Source organism: Bacillus thuringiensis (genome assembly GCF_022095615.2).
Classification (GTDB): domain Bacteria; phylum Bacillota; class Bacilli; order Bacillales; family Bacillaceae_G; genus Bacillus_A; species Bacillus_A cereus_AG.
In genome coordinates this window covers 4,435,132-4,451,031 of the sequence record NZ_CP155559.1, presented here as the reverse complement: position 1 = coordinate 4,451,031, position 15,900 = coordinate 4,435,132, and the positions used below count along the sequence as shown (strand labels likewise).

The following is a 15,900-nucleotide window of genomic DNA, read 5'->3' as shown; positions in this document are numbered from 1 at the left end:
TTTGCGAACACTAATTTATAGAACAAGGAGGGCATTATGAAAAAAATATGTGTAGCTATTACAATGATATGTTCGGTCTTTTTCTCTTTTCCAAGCAATTCTTTCGCGAAAGAATCAAAGGAACAGCTGTTAGAGAGTGCATTATCGAATAGGTACTATTCAGTTATTAGACAAGTGACAGAGGATCAATATGAATGTGCTTCCGTTATAAATATAAAGCGTCTCGGTAAGAAAGATGAGTTCGTTCCTAGATTTGAAATTACGCTACAATTTCTTACGTTCCAAGGTGCACATAATCCGCCGAATGATAAAGTTACACTTACTTTGGAAGATCATTTAGATCACGTAAAGATAAAGAAGGTGGAACGAGAAAAGAATGTTCCTGGTGCTATTACAGAAAAGGTTTGTGAACGAGAAAAAGAAAAGATAAAAGCTCACTCTAATGATTTAGAGTGATAGCCTATGAAATTTAGTAAAGAAAGGTAATGAGCGATGGACATACTTTTAGCGATTTTACCGGCTATATTTTGGGGAAGTATTGTGCTATTTAACGTGAAACTGGGCGGAGGACCGTATAGTCAAACGCTCGGTACAACGTTTGGTGCACTTATTTTCTCAATTGTTGTTTATATTTTTATGAAGCCCGTATTGACTCCTACTATTATCGGAGTTGGAATTGTGTCAGGTTTATTTTGGGCACTTGGTCAGGCGAATCAATTAAAAAGTATTGATTTAATGGGTGTTTCGAGAACGATGCCCATTTCAACAGGACTTCAATTAGTTGCGACGACTTTATTTGGAGTCATCGTATTTCATGAGTGGTCCACGACAATATCAGTCGTCCTTGGCGTTTTGGCTCTCGTTTGTATTATTATCGGTGTTATTTTAACATCACTTCAAAGTGAAGAAGAAAAGAGTGCAGAGCAGGCGGGGAATTTTAAAAGGGGCATTATCATTTTATTGATTTCAACAGTCGGTTATTTGGTTTATGTAGTAGTGATTAGACTATTTAATGTCGATGGTTGGTCAGCTTTATTGCCACAAGCAGTTGGTATGGTGTTAGGGGGCATTTTGCTTACTTTTAAACATCATCCATTTAATAAATATGCGATACGAAATATTATTCCAGGACTAATTTGGGCAGCTGGAAATATGTTTTTATTTATTTCGCAGCCGCGTGTTGGAGTGGCAACAAGTTTCTCGCTATCACAAATGGGAATTATTATTTCAACGCTTGGCGGGATTCTTATATTAGGTGAAAGAAAAACGAAACGTCAATTAACGGGGATTGTTGTCGGTATCGTTTTTATTATCGCAGCCGGAATAATGTTAGGTGTTGCAAAAAGTTAAAGGAGGTATGGAAATGTATAGTGATTTAGCAGGAAAAGTGGTCGTTATTACAGGATCAGCAACTGGTCTTGGAAGAGCGATGGGAGTACGGTTTGCTAAGGAGAAAGCAAAAGTAGTGATTAACTATCGCTCACGAGAGTCAGAAGCACATGATGTATTAGAAGAAATTAAAAAAATAGGCGGAGAAGCGATTGCTGTAAAAGGTGATGTGACGGTTGAATCTGACGTTGTGAACCTCATTCAATCTGCTGTGAAAGAGTTTGGTACGCTTGACGTTATGATTAATAATGCAGGGATAGAAAATGCGGTACCATCGCATGAAATGCCGCTAGAAGATTGGAATAAAGTAATCCATACAAATTTAACAGGTGCTTTTTTAGGAAGCCGAGAAGCGATTAAATATTTTGTAGAACATGATATTAAAGGTTCTGTCATTAATATGTCGAGTGTTCACGAGAAAATCCCATGGCCGCTATTTGTGCACTATGCAGCTAGTAAGGGAGGCATTAAACTGATGACAGAAACGTTAGCGCTAGAATACGCACCAAAAGGCATTCGCGTAAATAATATTGGGCCAGGTGCAATAAATACGCCAATTAATGCAGAGAAGTTTGCGGATTCAAAAAAACGTGCCGACGTAGAAAGTATGATACCGATGGGCTACATTGGAAAACCGGAAGAAATTGCAGCAGTCGCAACGTGGCTCGCTTCCTCAGAGGCGAGTTATGTAACTGGAATTACGTTATTTGCAGATGGTGGAATGACGTTATATCCATCGTTTCAAGCAGGGCGTGGGTAATATAAAAGGACGAAGAGATAAAGCTCTTCGTCCTTTTTTACAAAAAAAAATAGCGGCCAGCTATTTTAAATTTAGTGATTAATTGTATCTTGAAGAAATTCTGTTGCTTGATGTTCAGAAACATTTTGTACGAGAGCAACTTCGCTAATCATCATTTTACGTGCATTATCTAGCATTTGTTTTTCGCTCGCATTTAATGCTCTCTCTTTATTACGGCGAAGTAAATCGCGAACGACTTCTGCGCTATCTTGCAGATTGCCGTTTTTCATTTTTTCCATATTCATTGTATATCTTTGTTTCCAGGAAAGTGATGTGTCTGATTCCCCGTTTTGAAAGTCAAGAAGTATACCATCTAACGTACCTTTATCTACGATATAACGAATACCTGATTTTTGTAATTGATCCATTGGAAGCATTACTTGCATATCTTTACTGATGATACGTATCACACAATATTGACGTATTGTTCCTAATATTTCTTTCTCTTCAATGGCTTCGATGACTCCTGCGCCGTTCATTGGATAAACGATTTTATCACCAATTTGAAACAAATCATCCACCTCCATATGTGGTAATCATCTTTAATGATAGCATAAGTGTATAAAAATGTCAAATTTTATATAATACCATAATATTAATGTTCTAGTCAATAAGTAAAAACTCTTTTTTATTTGTATTTTTTTTGCGCTCACTTATTGATGATTTTTTAGAAAAATAGTACAGGTGAAGAAAGAAGGCATATCCATTTATTTTTAAGCATAAAATGTAAAATCGCTAATACAATATACCTAAATCCGTTCTTTGCAAAGGAGGGAGAGAAGGTGGGGCGCACAATAAAAATTGATATTACAAATAAAGTGGTAGCTAAATTTAGACCGGATTATTTGGAATTATATACGAGTAAATTTATGATAGGTAAGTTTTATGTCTATACTGAAAGTAAACAATATGTGTTAGAAGACGGATATATATATGAAAACGGAAAATTTTATCGCATCATAGATACGCACCGTGGCAATAATCAAGCGGCGGAGGGCTGCGATCTAGGATGGTGTTAACATGATTCGTGTAAAAGTGTTTGATGAAAGTCACGAAAAAGACTTAGAAGACGCTGTAAATGTTTTTTTGAAAAAGATTGATGATAGTAACTTTGTAGATATTAAGTACCAAGTCGGTGTTTCCATTAACGATGACGAAAACCAAATTTATTGTTTTTCAGCAATGATCGTTTATAAAGCATAAAAAAGAGCTGGGTGAGCCAGCTCTTTTTTATGTTTTATGTTGGGACAACATGTGTCGGTAATACGTTCATAATAGATTGAGTTGTGCCTAATTTCTTTGTCGCTAAAAGAGGCGCCCCTGTTTCATGGTTTTGGGCATCTGTACACATACCAAGGTGATAACGATCACCTAAAAATGGATCGATATAAAAACCGTTTTTGAATACTTTATCATTCGGATGTTTTTCATGGTGAATGTCAGAGCAGTTAATGCAATAGAACATAGCTTTCATCCCCTTTTTATTTTTGTTTGAAAAAAGTGAGTCGGTAGTCATTTCGCTCCTAAGGAAATGTTGAGGAGAAGAGAAATAACTACCTACTCAAATGGTGGGCATATTCCTTCTGATTTTTCATATCTCGCGTAGTGTCCCCGAGGGAAGGAGGAGAGACGAAATACGCATGATATACGTAAGGCTCTTCTTTCAAGATGAATGATGGAGTTTCATGTTGAGAGAAGTTTTTATTTTTTGTTGCCTTTGTGAGTATATTATGAGGAAATGCTCGGAGGGTGTTTGTCCTGTTGAAAAAATGTTGAGAATTTCTCAACAGTAAAAAAGAATTAGCGTTGACGTGAAACTAAAAGGTGTTATATTATCTAAATGAAACCAAAAGGTGTTATATTTGAACGCCGAATAAAGGAGAATGAAAATGGAACAACAAAATACATTAAATGATATTAAACAAACAATCGTTTTCAACGCATCTATTCAAAAAGTATGGAATGTAGTATCAACTGCAGATGGAATCGCATCATGGTTTATGCCAAATGATTTCGAATTAGAGGTAGGACATGAATTTCATGTGCAATCACCATTTGGGCCATCACCATGTAAAGTGTTAGAAATCGATGAGCCAAACCACCTGTCTTTCTCATGGGATACAGATGGCTGGGTCGTTTCATTTAATCTGAAAGACCTAGGAGATAATAAAACAGAATTTACGTTAATTCACGGCGGCTGGAAACATCCTGATGAAATTCTTCCGAAAGCGAATGCGAAGAGCTCTATTATTCGCGATAGAATGAGCGGTGGATGGGTAGCGATTGTAAATGAAAAACTGAAAAAGGTTGTCGAAGGTTAAGTGTCCTCATCAGCAGCGAAATATGATGTATTTCAAGCAATTGCTGATCCAACCCGCCGAGAAGTAATACGGTTATTAAGTGATAAAGAGTTACCGATTTCCAAAATAACGGATCATTTTCCGATGAGTCGTACTGCGGTTGTAAAACACCTTCATATTCTTTCAGAAGCGAATTTAGTAAGCGGAAGAAAGAGTGGAAGAGAGAAGATATATCGTTTGCATCCAGAACCATTAGAGGAATTACAACAGTGGCTCTCGTATTATGAGCGTTTTTGGGATAATAAATTGTCCATGCTGAAACATATTGTGGAGAATGAAGAATAAAAAGAGGATGACCGAAATGGTCATCCTCTTTATTATTGCTCACTTGTTTGTGTAGCTGGTTTTAATAAAATCCAAGCGATAATTAATGTAAATACTGCTAATACGAAAGTACTCATATAAATGACGTGTACACTTGCTGCTAGTGCCTCTTGTGATTCGGTTGCTATATTTGCTGTAGTACTGCCGTGTCCACCAGATACGAGATCAAGGTTTTTAATGCCACGTGCGTGAATCATCGTATTGAAGATTGTACCGAATATTGCAGCACCTAACGTTTGACTAAATGTATTAATAAATGTGTTTAAACCAACGGCTGTTCCGCGCGTATGAGCTGGTACGGCTGCTTGAATTGTTACCATGTAAATCGGTGTCACAAGCCCCATTCCTAAGCCAAATAATCCGACTGCTACATAAATAAGGAACGATGGTGAATGTGTTGATAATGTAAATAATAAGAACGTAGCTACTGATAAAATGCTAGCTCCAAGTAAAATGATTTGTTTCGTTTTTAATTTGCCTACCAAGTTACCAGAGAAAATGGCGCCAAATGTCCACATAACAGGAATTGGCATTAAAATAAGTCCAGCTTCAGTTGCATTTTTTCCTAATACACCTTGGCTCCAAATTGGAAGGTACATTGTAATACTAATAATCATTGCACCAGCAATAAGAGTTAGTATATTTATTGTAGATAATGTACGGTTAGAGAAAAGTGCTAGCGGAATTAATGGTTCCGGAGATTTTTTCTCGATGAATAAGAAAATAATGAATGAAACGACGGCGAAGATTAATAGGCCGATAATTGTTATGTCTCCCCAGTTTTGCTTACTGCTACCTGTCAGTAACGCGTATAGTAGAGCGATCGTACTTAATGAGAAGACTGTTGCACCAAGATAGTCGATATGGTGTTTAGCGGGTTTAATAGATTCTTTGTAGTAAATGGCGATCATTAAGCAAGCGATAATTCCAAATGGGACGTTTAAGAAGAAGATATAACGCCAAGATAGAGAATCAACTAAAAATCCACCGACTAACGGTCCGATAACACCAGATACACCCCAAACGGCACTCATCCAGCCTTGTGCTTTCGCGCGGTCTTTCGCTTCGCTATATAAGTCTCCAATAATCGTCATTGTGATCGGCATAACAGCACCAGCACCTATACCTTGAAGAGCACGGAAGAAGATTAATTGCTCCATTGATGTAACGACTCCGCAAAGCGCAGAACCGATTAAGAAGATTGTAGCTCCGATAAGTAAAACTTTTTTACGGCCGAATAAATCAGCTAACTTTCCGTATATTGGAGTCGAAACAGCTGTTGCAAGCATATAAATTGCATATACCCAACTAACAAGTTCGACGCCTGACAAATCACTCGTTATACGAGGGATTGCTGTACTAACAATCGTTCCTTCTACCGCAGAAAGAAACGTCATTAGCATTAAAGACATCATGACTTTTTTTCTCATATTTTTTCCCCTTACCCTTTTTTAAATATTCAACAATATAAAATATAAAGGTACTAAGGTATATAAAGCAACAAAAAAGCAATGGGAAGTCAGGAGGAGCGTATATTTGACGCTTATTGTCGGTAAGTCGATATATTTGAGGAATCACTGATATATGTTGCCAAATCGCTTATATAATTTCATATACCTATAAAAAAAGAAACAGGAATCCCTGTTTCTTTTCTAGTATTGCATTTTCGCGTTTTCCCCAGCTGTCGTTCCGGCAATTCGACCAGTAACAAGGGCAGATGTAATGTTATAGCCGCCAGTATAACCGTGAATATCAAGAACTTCTCCGCAGAAATATACGCCGTTCGTGAATTTAGAAGACATTTCTTTCGGGTTAATTTCTTTAACGGATACACCGCCGCCAGTAACGAATGCTTTTTCAATTGACTGCGTACCATTTACATTCACAGTAAACTCTTTAAAGTCTTTCACAAGTGCACGAATCTTCTCGTGAGAAACTTGTCCAGCTTGTTCACTACCGTCAATTTCATTTTTTTCTAATAAGAATAGGAAGTAACGTTCAGGTACATAACCTTTTAAAACGTTTTTAATTCCTTTTTTCGGATCTTCTTTCATTTGTTTCAGTATGCGCTGGAATAGTTGTTCACTATTTTCTTCTGGCAATGCATCGATACTCATTTGTACTGTATTCGTTTTAAACTTTTTCAGTGCTTTCACAACGAATTGACTACAGCGAAGAGCAGCAGGACCAGACAGACCGAAATGAGTGAAGAGCATGTCCATTTTGTGAGAAATGATTGCTTTTCCTTTCGGGTTTAATACGCTTAAGTTTACATCGCGTAAAGCAAGACCTTGTAATACGCGGTCACGAATAAATGGTTCGTTTGAAAGGATTGGTACTTCTGTTGGGAATAATTCTGTAATTGTATGCCCAGCTTTTTCAGCCCAAGCATATCCGTCTCCAGTAGATCCAGTTTGAGGAACAGATTTTCCGCCAACAGCGATAACGACATGGTTTGTTTCTAACACTTCGCCAGTTTGTAGTACGACTGCTTTCGTTTGACCGTTCTCATATTCAATTGTTTCAACGGGTGTATTCGTACGGATTTTTACACCTAAGTCTTTTAATCGTGTTAAAAGTGCGTCTACTACTGATTGTGCTTTATTTGATACAGGGAACATGCGGCCATGATCCTCTTCTTTTAGTTGTACACCAAGATTTTCGAAGAATGTAATAATATCTTCATTATTAAAAATAGAAAAAGCGCTGTATAAGAAGCGGCCGTTTCCTGGTATATGTTTAACGATCTCATCAAGTGGTAGACGGTTCGTTACGTTACAACGACCACCACCAGAAATCGCAAGTTTACGCCCTAGTTTATTTCCTTTATCAAGAAGTAAGACACTTGCGCCTTCTTCTGCAGCACCGATTGCAGCCATTAGCCCAGAAGGCCCGCCGCCGATGACAATAACATCATAATGCATAATATATCGACCTCATTTTCTACATTTCCTGCCTAAAAGAATAGCATGTTTTCCCTTAAAAGAAAAATAGAGTGAAGTACTGCTTAAGGAGAGAATTGTGGTACAATACAAAAGTTAGAGTTCAGCACTATCCTGCTATTTGTGGGCAATGAGACTAAAACCTTAAGATGTAAGAGAAATAAAAAGGGAGTTTGGCAGCCCGTAAATGGTCGAATAGTTCAACTAATAATCAGTGGGGAAGAACACCCACACTGATTAAAGTTTCACTTTATGTAGATGTAGGAGGATTTTTGTATGTCCGATTCGAAATTTCTGCGCGGAACGCTTATTGTTACGTTAGGGACATTTTTAGTAAAGTTCTTAGGCATGATTTACGTCTTTCCATTTCATGCATTAGTAGGTACAGAAGGCGGAACGCTCTATACATATGGATACATTCCATATACGATCTTTTTAAGTATTGCAACGGCAGGGGTGCCGCTTGCTGTTTCCAAATTTGTTTCCAAATATAATGCGCTTGGCGATTATAAAACGAGCCGGAGAATGTTCCGCTCGGGAATGGTTATGATGATAGTAACAGGAGTCCTTTCGTTCCTAGTTCTATATATGTCGGCGCCATTGTTTGCAGAAGCAATGCTTGGTAAACAAAGTATACACAGTAATGTAGAAGAAGTTACGACGATTATTCGTCTTGTAAGTTTTGCACTTATTGTTGTACCAGCAGCGAGTTTAATTCGTGGTTATTTCCAAGGTCACCAATCTATGGGACCGACCACTGTTTCGCAAATTATTGAACAAATTATTCGTATCGTCTTTTTATTAGCGGGTAGTTTTATTGTTATTAAAGTACTTGGCGGTACAGTTGCAACAGCGGTTGGGGTAGCGACATTTGCTGCGTTCGTTTCAGCAGTTGGAGCACTCGGCGTATTAATTTGGTACTGGTTAAAACGTAAAAAACATTTGGACCAATATTTAATTGAACAAACTGTACCAGAATCGACAGTGAGTACCGTTCAATTATTTAAAGAATTATTTGCATATGCGATTCCTTACGTTGTAATTGGGTTAACAATTCCTTTATATCAACAAATTGATACATTGACATTTAATTCAATTATGCAAGCGATTGGCCAAGGTGATATCGCAGAGAGAGCGCTTGGTATTTTCACAATGTGGACGCATAAATTAATTATGATCCCTGTATCGCTTGCAACAGCGTTTAGTTTAACGCTTGTACCAGCGATTACAAAATCATTTACTGAAAAACAATACCGTTATTTAAAGTTACAAATTACACAAACATTCCAGGCAAATATGTTCTTAACATTGCCAGCAGTTGTCGGTATTTCAACACTTGCATATCCAATTTATACTGCGTTCTATGACTTAGATCCACTAGGTGGACAAGTGTTAATGTGGTATGCACCGGTTGCGTTGTTATTCGCTTTATTTACCGTAACAGCAGCAATTCTGCAAGGAATCAATCAACAAAAACATGCGATTGTCGCGCTTATTATGGGTGTTATTTTGAAATTCGTATGTAACGTAATCTTTATTCGTTATTTTGGTACAGTTGGAGCGATTTTAGCAACAGCAGTCGGATTCTTAGCTTCCGTATGGTATACGAATCGACAAATCAAAAAACATGTACACTATTCATTTGGTGTTGTATATAAGAGAACTTTCCAAATTGCAGTATTAACACTTGTAATGGTCATTGCTGTAAAGTTATCACAATGGATTCTGTCCTTCATGATCTCGCCTGATGGCCGAATGGGTGCTCTTATTACAGTTGTGGTTTGTGCAGGTATTGGTGGTCTTGTGTACGGATTGTTAGCAATTCGCACAGGAGTACTTGAACGAGTATTTGGCGGAGAAGCGTTAGAGAAAATCCAACGTAAACTTGGCAATAGATTCAAAATAAAGTTGAAATCAAAAGGGGCGTAATTACGTCCCCTTTTCTATGATAAACAAAGAAGGTGAAAAACGTGAGATTAGATAAATTATTAGCAAATATGGGATATGGAAGTAGAAAAGAAGTAAAGAAACTATTGAAAGACGGCGTTGTAAAAATTGATGGAACGCCAGTGAAAGATGCGAAGGTTCATGTAAATGTAGAAGAGCAAGAAGTTATGATTCACGGAGAAGTTGTGGAATATAAAGAGTTTGTTTATTTAATGTTGCATAAACCACAAGGCGTTATTTCAGCGACAGAAGATGATAATCATGAAACGGTAATAGATTTATTAGAGTTAGAAGATGCAATTTTTGATCCGTTCCCAGTTGGACGACTTGATATTGATACGGAAGGTTTCTTATTGATAACAAATGACGGGAAGTTATCACATCAATTGTTATCTCCGAAAAAGCATGTGCCGAAAAAATATTATGCACACGTTGCAGGAGTAGTAACAGAAGAGGATGTAAAAGAGTTTGCTAAAGGTGTTATTTTAGATGATGGCTATGAAACAAAGCCAGGTGCACTTACAATATTAAAAAGCGATGAGATTTCTGAAATCGAGCTTGTGATTACAGAAGGAAAGTTCCATCAAGTGAAGCGTATGTTTGAAGCGGTAGGGAAAAAAGTAGTCTACCTAAAGAGAACAGAGATGGGACCATTAGTATTAGATGAAGAGCTAGAACTTGGACAATACCGAGAGCTATCAGATGAAGAAGTAGAAATGTTAAAAACATATCAGGTAGATACTGAGAAATAGTGCTGTTTTTGGCGCAGAAAAGACCCCTTTCTAATGAGTTAGAAAGGGGTATGTATTTATTTACATACAATTATTTTTTCATTATGAGGTCATTCTCACTTTCTTTCCTGTTGTTGTCCACTTACCGCGGCAAGGGCTATACACGAGTTCATTAAACTGCAACACATTTAGATCACGTTGTATCGTTCGCGGTGTGATCCCGAACTCATCTACAAGGTCTTTCGTCGTTACCGTTCCGTTTTCATTGATGTACATATAAATTGATTTAATGCGTGTTAGCATACGAGTAGTTGTAGGTTTCAAGAGAAAACCACTCCTCTACTAGTTTTTTTGACCCCATTCAGGAAAGAAGGTCGTTACTACCATTGTACTCTACATGATAAAATTCATGCTTTAATCTACTTAAATTTTACAAAAGTTTAACAAATATTCATATAGAAAAATATTGGTAGTTGACATTTTATATATGGTCAGTCAACTAACACATAAAATTCTACGTAAAACGCCAAATTCCTGCAAAATTTTTTGAAAAAATAAAAGAAAAACTAATGGGAAATATCTGAAATATTACAATTGTTCGGTATTTGAGTTTCGTATATGGCATAAGAGATTTCGGTTTGTTATGATGAAAGAAACAATATAGTGAAGGATGGATGCGTGATGTCAGCGATTAATTGGACAGAAGAAGTTGCAAAACGAAAAGATGATTTAATTCGTGATACACAACAATTTTTACAAATTAAAAGTGTATGGGAAGAAGAATCAGCGAAAGAGGGCGCACCATTCGGTGAAGGTGTAGAAAAAGCTTTATCTTTCATGTTACATAAAGGAGAAACTGAAGGTTTTGCTTCTAAAAATTTAGAAGGGTATGCAGGTCATCTTGAAATGGGACAAGGAGAAGAGTTAGTAGGTATTCTTTGTCACGTTGATGTTGTACCAGAAGGAGATGGCTGGACGACTCCGGCATATAGTGCAGATATTCGAGATGGGAAGATTTTTGCGCGTGGTGCAATTGACGATAAAGGCCCAACGATGGCAGCTTATTATGCGATGAAAATTGTGAAAGAATTAGGTTTACCTCTTTCAAAACGCGTTCGCATGATTTTAGGAACAGATGAGGAAAGCAATTGGAAATGTGTAGATCACTACTTTAAAAACGAAGAAATGCCAACAATCGGTTTTGCGCCAGACGCAGATTTTCCAATTATTAATGCAGAAAAAGGAATTTCTGATATACAAGTTGTGCAAAGTGGTAGTGAAGAGAAGAACGGTACATATGAACTTGTTTCATTTGAATCAGGTCGCCGTTTAAATATGGTTCCTGATTTTGCAGAAGCGATTATTACAGGAGAAGATGTAAATGCACTTACAGTAGCATATGAAGAGTATTTACAAACTGCTAAAAAAATAGGTGAAGCAATTGTAGAAGGGAATACGGTGACGTTGCAAATCAAAGGGATTTCAGCTCACGGATCTACTCCAGAGAAGGGTGAGAATGCAGGTTTATTACTGGCAAACTTCTTAACTACAGTTGCTCTTGATGGACAAGGGGCTTCGTTTGCATCGTTTGTGACAGAAACATTTACAGGAGATATTTTAGGAGAGAAAGCTGGTATTTCTTATAAAGACGATATTAGCGGTCCGTTAACAGTGAATGTTGGTCGCCTTTCTTATACAAAAAAGAATGGTGGTAATTTAGGATTAAATGTACGTTACCCGGTTACGACTAACTTTGAAGAAATGATTGCAAAGTTAAAAGAATACGTTGGTAGTCATGGATTTAAAGTGGCGGATTATTCAAACTCTCGCCCGCATCACGTTGATAAAGATCATGTGTTAATTCGTACGTTGCAGCGCGTATATGAAGAACAAACAGGAGAAAAAGCAGAGCTATTAGCAATCGGCGGCGGTACTTACGCTCGTTCATTGAAAGCTGGCGTTGCGTTTGGTCCGTTGTTCCCTGGAAAAGAAGAACTTGCGCATCAAAAAGACGAGTACATTGAAATTGAAGACTTATTAAAAGCAACAGCAATTTACGCGCAAGCAATTCATGAATTAGCGAAGTAATGGATATATAAATAAGAAGAGGCCGTCCCAATAAATATTTTGGGACGGTTTTCTGTTACATATAGTTTGTTGAAACGTCGATATAATTGATTTCGCGATCTTAACTTGGTTAAACTTTTAGGAAAGTTTGATTCTTTTTAATTGAATGAGATAAGAAAGAAAAGCAACAATAGAAAGAAGGAGAAGATGTACATGGAGCTGCATTATTTTGTCGCGATTACGTTACCAAGTCATATAAAAGAAGTGCTGTCTAACTATAAAGAGGAAATGCAGGAAGAATTACCATTTCGTTCGTGGGTACATAAAGAAGACTATCATATTACCCTTTCATTTTTAGGTAGTGCGACAGAGGAACAATTAAAAGGAATAAAGAATGGATTACAAACACTTATAGAAACAAAGGAATTATCGTTCACCTTACAAGGGTTTTCAACGTTCGGTATGGAAGATAGGCCGCGTATTTTTTGGTCAAAGGTAAGCGAGAATCAAGATTTGTTTCAATTACAAAAGCAAGTACATGCTATTTGCGAAGGGAATGGATTTCCTTTAGAAACGCGCCCGTATCATCCGCATATTACTGTTGCTCGTAAATGGGTAGGAGAAGAACAGTTTGATTTAGAACATATAAAGAAAGTGCCTGAAATATCATTTCAGGCGGATACGATTACTTTATACGAATCTCACGTGAAGGAGACACCGAAGTATAAAGCGATTGCTGAAATAAAATTACAAAAATAGAATGTATGAAAACGTTTTTTATACAGGTGAATATACTATAGAGAATAATGTGTTACTGTATAGGGCTTCGCTGATAAGAAAAGCCTTATCATTTGCAGCTCGTTTCACCCCTCTATTTACTGTCCATAAAGGCCCAATTGGCGCGGGCTAACAATCAGTGGGAAAGCCTTCCTACTGATCAAAGTTTCACTTTATTTTAACTTTAAGAATGATGGTGATTTTTTTATGTTGAAAGTAAAACGTCCATTTGATGCCTATTTAGATGAAATGAATAAAATTACAATTTTGCTCCCACATGCGTATGGAACAAGTCGGACATTTCGTTTGCAAGAAGGAAGTAACGTGAAAGATTTACCGATTGCTCATACAATTGCGCTTCCGGATGCAACGAAGTATGAGTGCTTTATAGAAGAGCCGCTAGATGTGGGGAAGTATTATACAGTACGAGATGAACGGAATGAAGAAACAGATTTACAAATAGGTGCTGTCATAAGAACAGCGATTTTCGATGAAAAGTATTATTACGAAGGTACAGATTTAGGAGCCGTGTATCAAAAAGAAGCAACGACATTTAAAGTATGGGCTCCAACTGCGAGGCTTGCAAAAGTAAGGACTTATAAAAGTGATAAAGAATATACCGATCATGAAATGTATAGAGGAGAAAATGGGGTTTGGACTCATACGTTACAAGGTGATTTAGCTGGAGAAAAGTATACATTTCTTGTTTGTATTAATTTAATATGGAATGAAGCGGTCGATCCTTACGCAAAGTCAGTGACTGTAAATGGGAAGTACGGCATTGTTATCGATTTGGAAAAGACAAATGTAATAAAAAGAGAGCAATTACCAACATTACAGTCAATGACAGATGCCATATTGTATGAACTGCATATTCGTGATGCTACTATTCATCAGGGCAGTGGTGTGAGTAAAAAAGGAACATATAAAGGGCTAATGGAAGAAGGAACAACAGGGCGAAATGGGACGTTAACAGGCTTGTCTCATATAAAAGATTTAGGTGTTACACATGTTGAATTATTGCCTTTATATTGTTTCGGTGGTGTAGATGAGGCGAATCCTTCCTCTGCATATAATTGGGGTTACAATCCGTTATATTATAATGCGCCAACGGGATATTATGCTACAGACCTCTCTGATCCGTATAACAGGATAGTAGAGTGTAAACAGTTGATTGAAACATTTCATGAGCATGGCATTAGGGTAATTATAGATGTTGTATATAATCATGTGTATGAAAGAGAGCTATCATCATTTGAAAAGCTTGTCCCAGGATATTATTTTCGTCATGGTGAAGATGGCATGCCTTCTAATGGGACGGGAGTCGGGAATGATATAGCATCTGAACGGAAAATGATGAGGAAATTCATTGTAGAGTCTATTTTATATTGGCTTACTGAATACAATGTTGACGGATTCCGATTCGACTTAATGGGAATTTTAGATGTGGATACAATGAATATAATAGAAAAAGAAGTGCGAAACATAAAGCGAGATGCATTGTTATTAGGAGAAGGATGGGAGCTACAAACACCACTTCCTGCTGAAGAAAAAGCAACGTTAAATAATGCAAAGAAAATGCCGCATATTGCGCAATTTAATGATCAATTTCGTGATGGGATAAAAGGGAGTACCTTTCATATAAATAAACGTGGTTTTGCATTTGGTGGGCATGTAGACTGTAATCATTTGCAGTATATAGCATCGGGAAGTCTTTTGAGTATGAAAGAAACAGGTCTGTTTCTAGAGCCTGTGCAAAGCATTAACTATGTAGAATGTCATGACAATATGACGATGTGGGATAAATTAATGCGGAGTAATGAAGAGCCAGAAGAGATTTTGAAAAAACGTCACCTTCTATCGAGCGCAATGGTGATTCTTTCGCAAGGCATTCCTTTTTTACATGCTGGGCAAGAGTTTTATCGTACGAAGCAAGGAAATGAAAATAGTTATAATGCAAATGATGAAATTAATCAATTAGATTGGGATCAAAAAGAGGAAGAGATAGAGACCGTTAACTATATAAAAGGTTTAATTGCGATTCGCAAAGAGCACGGAGCATTCCGATTACAAAACGCAGACCTTATAAAAAAACACATGACTTTTTTGCAAACATCTCCAGAAGTACTTGCATATCATCTAGAGCATGCAGAATCATTTGGACCGTGGAAAGAGATTATAGTTTTATTTAATAGCGGTTTAGAAGCTAAAACGGTGCAACTTCCGAAAGAAGAAACGTGGCATGTGTTAGTAAACGAAAAGCAAGCGAAAATAGAGCCAATTTCTTCATTTAGAGGAAAGGAACTTAGGCTCGCTCCGATTAGCACGTATATATTGACGATAATGTGACAAATCGCTACTTGACGATGAGAATGTAATAAATGTAGAATTGACAAAGGTGACGATTTTGATAAGTTGTCATTCTATGACTGGTTTTGTAAAATAAAATAGAGAATTTTTGGCTTATGCCAAGTTTTCTTTTCATTTACAGTAAAATATATGAATCCACAACATGTGTAGAAATGTTGCGGTTTTTCTTTTCATAACTATAAAAGATAAGGATT

17 protein-coding genes are annotated in these 15,900 nt (G+C 37.1%); 12 read left to right on the top strand and 5 right to left on the bottom strand.

Annotated elements, in window-relative coordinates:
- The first annotated feature begins 36 nt into the window (after positions 1-36).
- The 3 genes from KZZ19_RS23070 to KZZ19_RS23060 are packed head-to-tail and all read left to right on the top strand — an operon-like array spanning position 37 to position 2,149.
- Positions 37-456 carry a DUF3888 domain-containing protein gene (locus tag KZZ19_RS23070; protein ID WP_237981555.1) on the top strand — a complete coding sequence of 140 codons (420 nt, stop codon included), beginning with the start codon at positions 37-39 and terminating at the stop codon, positions 454-456.
- Between the two features lie 36 nt (positions 457-492).
- On the top strand, positions 493-1,350 hold the full coding sequence (gene glcU, locus KZZ19_RS23065) for a glucose uptake protein GlcU (protein WP_237981556.1): 858 nt from the start codon (positions 493-495) through the stop codon (positions 1,348-1,350).
- 13 nt (positions 1,351-1,363) lie between these two features.
- Positions 1,364-2,149, top strand: a complete 786-nt coding sequence (locus KZZ19_RS23060) for a glucose 1-dehydrogenase (protein WP_237981557.1) — start codon at positions 1,364-1,366, stop codon at positions 2,147-2,149.
- A 71-nt stretch (positions 2,150-2,220) separates the two neighbouring features.
- Here KZZ19_RS23060 and KZZ19_RS23055 read toward each other — a convergent pair whose 3' ends face one another.
- On the bottom strand, positions 2,221-2,715 hold the full coding sequence (locus tag KZZ19_RS23055; RefSeq protein WP_061676805.1) for a CarD family transcriptional regulator: 495 nt from the start codon (positions 2,713-2,715) through the stop codon (positions 2,221-2,223).
- Positions 2,716-2,970: 255 nt separating this feature from the next.
- On the opposite strand from KZZ19_RS23055, the gene KZZ19_RS23050 reads away from it, so the two are divergent.
- Positions 2,971-3,207: a DUF2553 family protein gene (locus tag KZZ19_RS23050; RefSeq protein WP_088098049.1), complete on the top strand. Its 237-nt coding sequence runs from the start codon at positions 2,971-2,973 to the stop codon at positions 3,205-3,207.
- Between the two features lies 1 nt (position 3,208).
- Positions 3,209-3,391 (top strand): sporulation protein Cse60, encoded by a 183-nt coding sequence (locus KZZ19_RS23045; protein ID WP_000621751.1) that lies wholly within the window; start codon positions 3,209-3,211, stop codon positions 3,389-3,391.
- A 34-nt stretch (positions 3,392-3,425) separates the two neighbouring features.
- Here the strand turns inward: KZZ19_RS23045 and KZZ19_RS23040 are convergent, their stop codons facing one another.
- Positions 3,426-3,653, bottom strand: a complete 228-nt coding sequence (locus KZZ19_RS23040) for a DUF3973 domain-containing protein (protein WP_000498994.1) — start codon at positions 3,651-3,653, stop codon at positions 3,426-3,428.
- A 424-nt stretch (positions 3,654-4,077) separates the two neighbouring features.
- Here KZZ19_RS23040 and KZZ19_RS23035 point away from each other — a divergent pair, with 424 nt between their 5' ends.
- Positions 4,078-4,509: an SRPBCC family protein gene (locus tag KZZ19_RS23035; protein WP_088098047.1), complete on the top strand. Its 432-nt coding sequence runs from the start codon at positions 4,078-4,080 to the stop codon at positions 4,507-4,509.
- Positions 4,510-4,833, top strand: coding sequence for an ArsR/SmtB family transcription factor (locus KZZ19_RS23030; RefSeq protein ID WP_000098837.1), 324 nt, complete (start codon positions 4,510-4,512; stop codon positions 4,831-4,833).
- 32 nt (positions 4,834-4,865) lie between these two features.
- Here the strand turns inward: KZZ19_RS23030 and KZZ19_RS23025 are convergent, their stop codons facing one another.
- Both KZZ19_RS23025 and KZZ19_RS23020 read right to left on the bottom strand, forming a co-directional pair.
- Positions 4,866-6,302: an MDR family MFS transporter gene (locus tag KZZ19_RS23025; RefSeq protein ID WP_088098046.1), complete on the bottom strand. Its 1,437-nt coding sequence runs from the start codon at positions 6,300-6,302 to the stop codon at positions 4,866-4,868.
- Positions 6,303-6,524: 222 nt separating this feature from the next.
- Positions 6,525-7,796 (bottom strand): NAD(P)/FAD-dependent oxidoreductase, encoded by a 1,272-nt coding sequence (locus tag KZZ19_RS23020; protein WP_237981558.1) that lies wholly within the window; start codon positions 7,794-7,796, stop codon positions 6,525-6,527.
- Between the two features lie 294 nt (positions 7,797-8,090).
- On the opposite strand from KZZ19_RS23020, the gene KZZ19_RS23015 reads away from it, so the two are divergent.
- Both KZZ19_RS23015 and KZZ19_RS23010 read left to right on the top strand, forming a co-directional pair.
- Positions 8,091-9,743, top strand: a complete 1,653-nt coding sequence (locus KZZ19_RS23015; protein ID WP_237981559.1) for a putative polysaccharide biosynthesis protein — start codon at positions 8,091-8,093, stop codon at positions 9,741-9,743.
- A 41-nt stretch (positions 9,744-9,784) separates the two neighbouring features.
- A complete protein-coding gene (locus tag KZZ19_RS23010) occupies positions 9,785-10,513 on the top strand; it encodes a pseudouridine synthase (RefSeq protein ID WP_001234944.1) in 729 nt (242 codons plus the stop codon).
- A gap of 81 nt (positions 10,514-10,594) precedes the next feature.
- On the opposite strand, the gene KZZ19_RS23005 is transcribed toward KZZ19_RS23010, so the two are convergent.
- Positions 10,595-10,816: a DeoR family transcriptional regulator gene (locus KZZ19_RS23005; protein ID WP_000805512.1), complete on the bottom strand. Its 222-nt coding sequence runs from the start codon at positions 10,814-10,816 to the stop codon at positions 10,595-10,597.
- A gap of 357 nt (positions 10,817-11,173) precedes the next feature.
- Here KZZ19_RS23005 and pepV point away from each other — a divergent pair, with 357 nt between their 5' ends.
- The 3 genes from pepV to pulA all read left to right on the top strand — a co-directional run bounded on the left by pepV (position 11,174) and on the right by pulA (position 15,685).
- On the top strand, positions 11,174-12,580 hold the full coding sequence (pepV, locus tag KZZ19_RS23000; RefSeq protein ID WP_348638009.1) for a dipeptidase PepV: 1,407 nt from the start codon (positions 11,174-11,176) through the stop codon (positions 12,578-12,580).
- A 192-nt stretch (positions 12,581-12,772) separates the two neighbouring features.
- A complete protein-coding gene (gene thpR / locus KZZ19_RS22995) occupies positions 12,773-13,318 on the top strand; it encodes an RNA 2',3'-cyclic phosphodiesterase (RefSeq protein WP_237981566.1) in 546 nt (181 codons plus the stop codon).
- Between the two features lie 225 nt (positions 13,319-13,543).
- Positions 13,544-15,685 (top strand): type I pullulanase, encoded by a 2,142-nt coding sequence (gene pulA, locus KZZ19_RS22990; protein WP_237981567.1) that lies wholly within the window; start codon positions 13,544-13,546, stop codon positions 15,683-15,685.
- The last annotated feature ends 215 nt before the right edge of the window (positions 15,686-15,900 follow it).

What these genes read in the sequence shown, in the direction of transcription:
- KZZ19_RS23070 (WP_237981555.1), top strand. Translation starts at nt 37, where the DNA reads ATGAAAAAAATATGTGTAGCTATTACAATGATATGTTCGGTCTTTTTC.
- glcU (WP_237981556.1), top strand. Translation starts at nt 493, where the DNA reads ATGGACATACTTTTAGCGATTTTACCGGCTATATTTTGGGGAAGTATT.
- KZZ19_RS23060 (WP_237981557.1), top strand. Translation starts at nt 1,364, where the DNA reads ATGTATAGTGATTTAGCAGGAAAAGTGGTCGTTATTACAGGATCAGCA.
- KZZ19_RS23055 (WP_061676805.1), bottom strand. Translation starts at nt 2,715, where the DNA reads ATGGAGGTGGATGATTTGTTTCAAATTGGTGATAAAATCGTTTATCCA.
- KZZ19_RS23045 (WP_000621751.1), top strand. Translation starts at nt 3,209, where the DNA reads ATGATTCGTGTAAAAGTGTTTGATGAAAGTCACGAAAAAGACTTAGAA.
- KZZ19_RS23040 (WP_000498994.1), bottom strand. Translation starts at nt 3,653, where the DNA reads ATGTTCTATTGCATTAACTGCTCTGACATTCACCATGAAAAACATCCG.
- KZZ19_RS23035 (WP_088098047.1), top strand. Translation starts at nt 4,078, where the DNA reads ATGGAACAACAAAATACATTAAATGATATTAAACAAACAATCGTTTTC.
- KZZ19_RS23025 (WP_088098046.1), bottom strand. Translation starts at nt 6,302, where the DNA reads ATGAGAAAAAAAGTCATGATGTCTTTAATGCTAATGACGTTTCTTTCT.
- KZZ19_RS23020 (WP_237981558.1), bottom strand. Translation starts at nt 7,796, where the DNA reads ATGCATTATGATGTTATTGTCATCGGCGGCGGGCCTTCTGGGCTAATG.
- KZZ19_RS23015 (WP_237981559.1), top strand. Translation starts at nt 8,091, where the DNA reads ATGTCCGATTCGAAATTTCTGCGCGGAACGCTTATTGTTACGTTAGGG.
- pepV (WP_348638009.1), top strand. Translation starts at nt 11,174, where the DNA reads ATGTCAGCGATTAATTGGACAGAAGAAGTTGCAAAACGAAAAGATGAT.
- thpR (WP_237981566.1), top strand. Translation starts at nt 12,773, where the DNA reads ATGGAGCTGCATTATTTTGTCGCGATTACGTTACCAAGTCATATAAAA.
- pulA (WP_237981567.1), top strand. Translation starts at nt 13,544, where the DNA reads ATGTTGAAAGTAAAACGTCCATTTGATGCCTATTTAGATGAAATGAAT.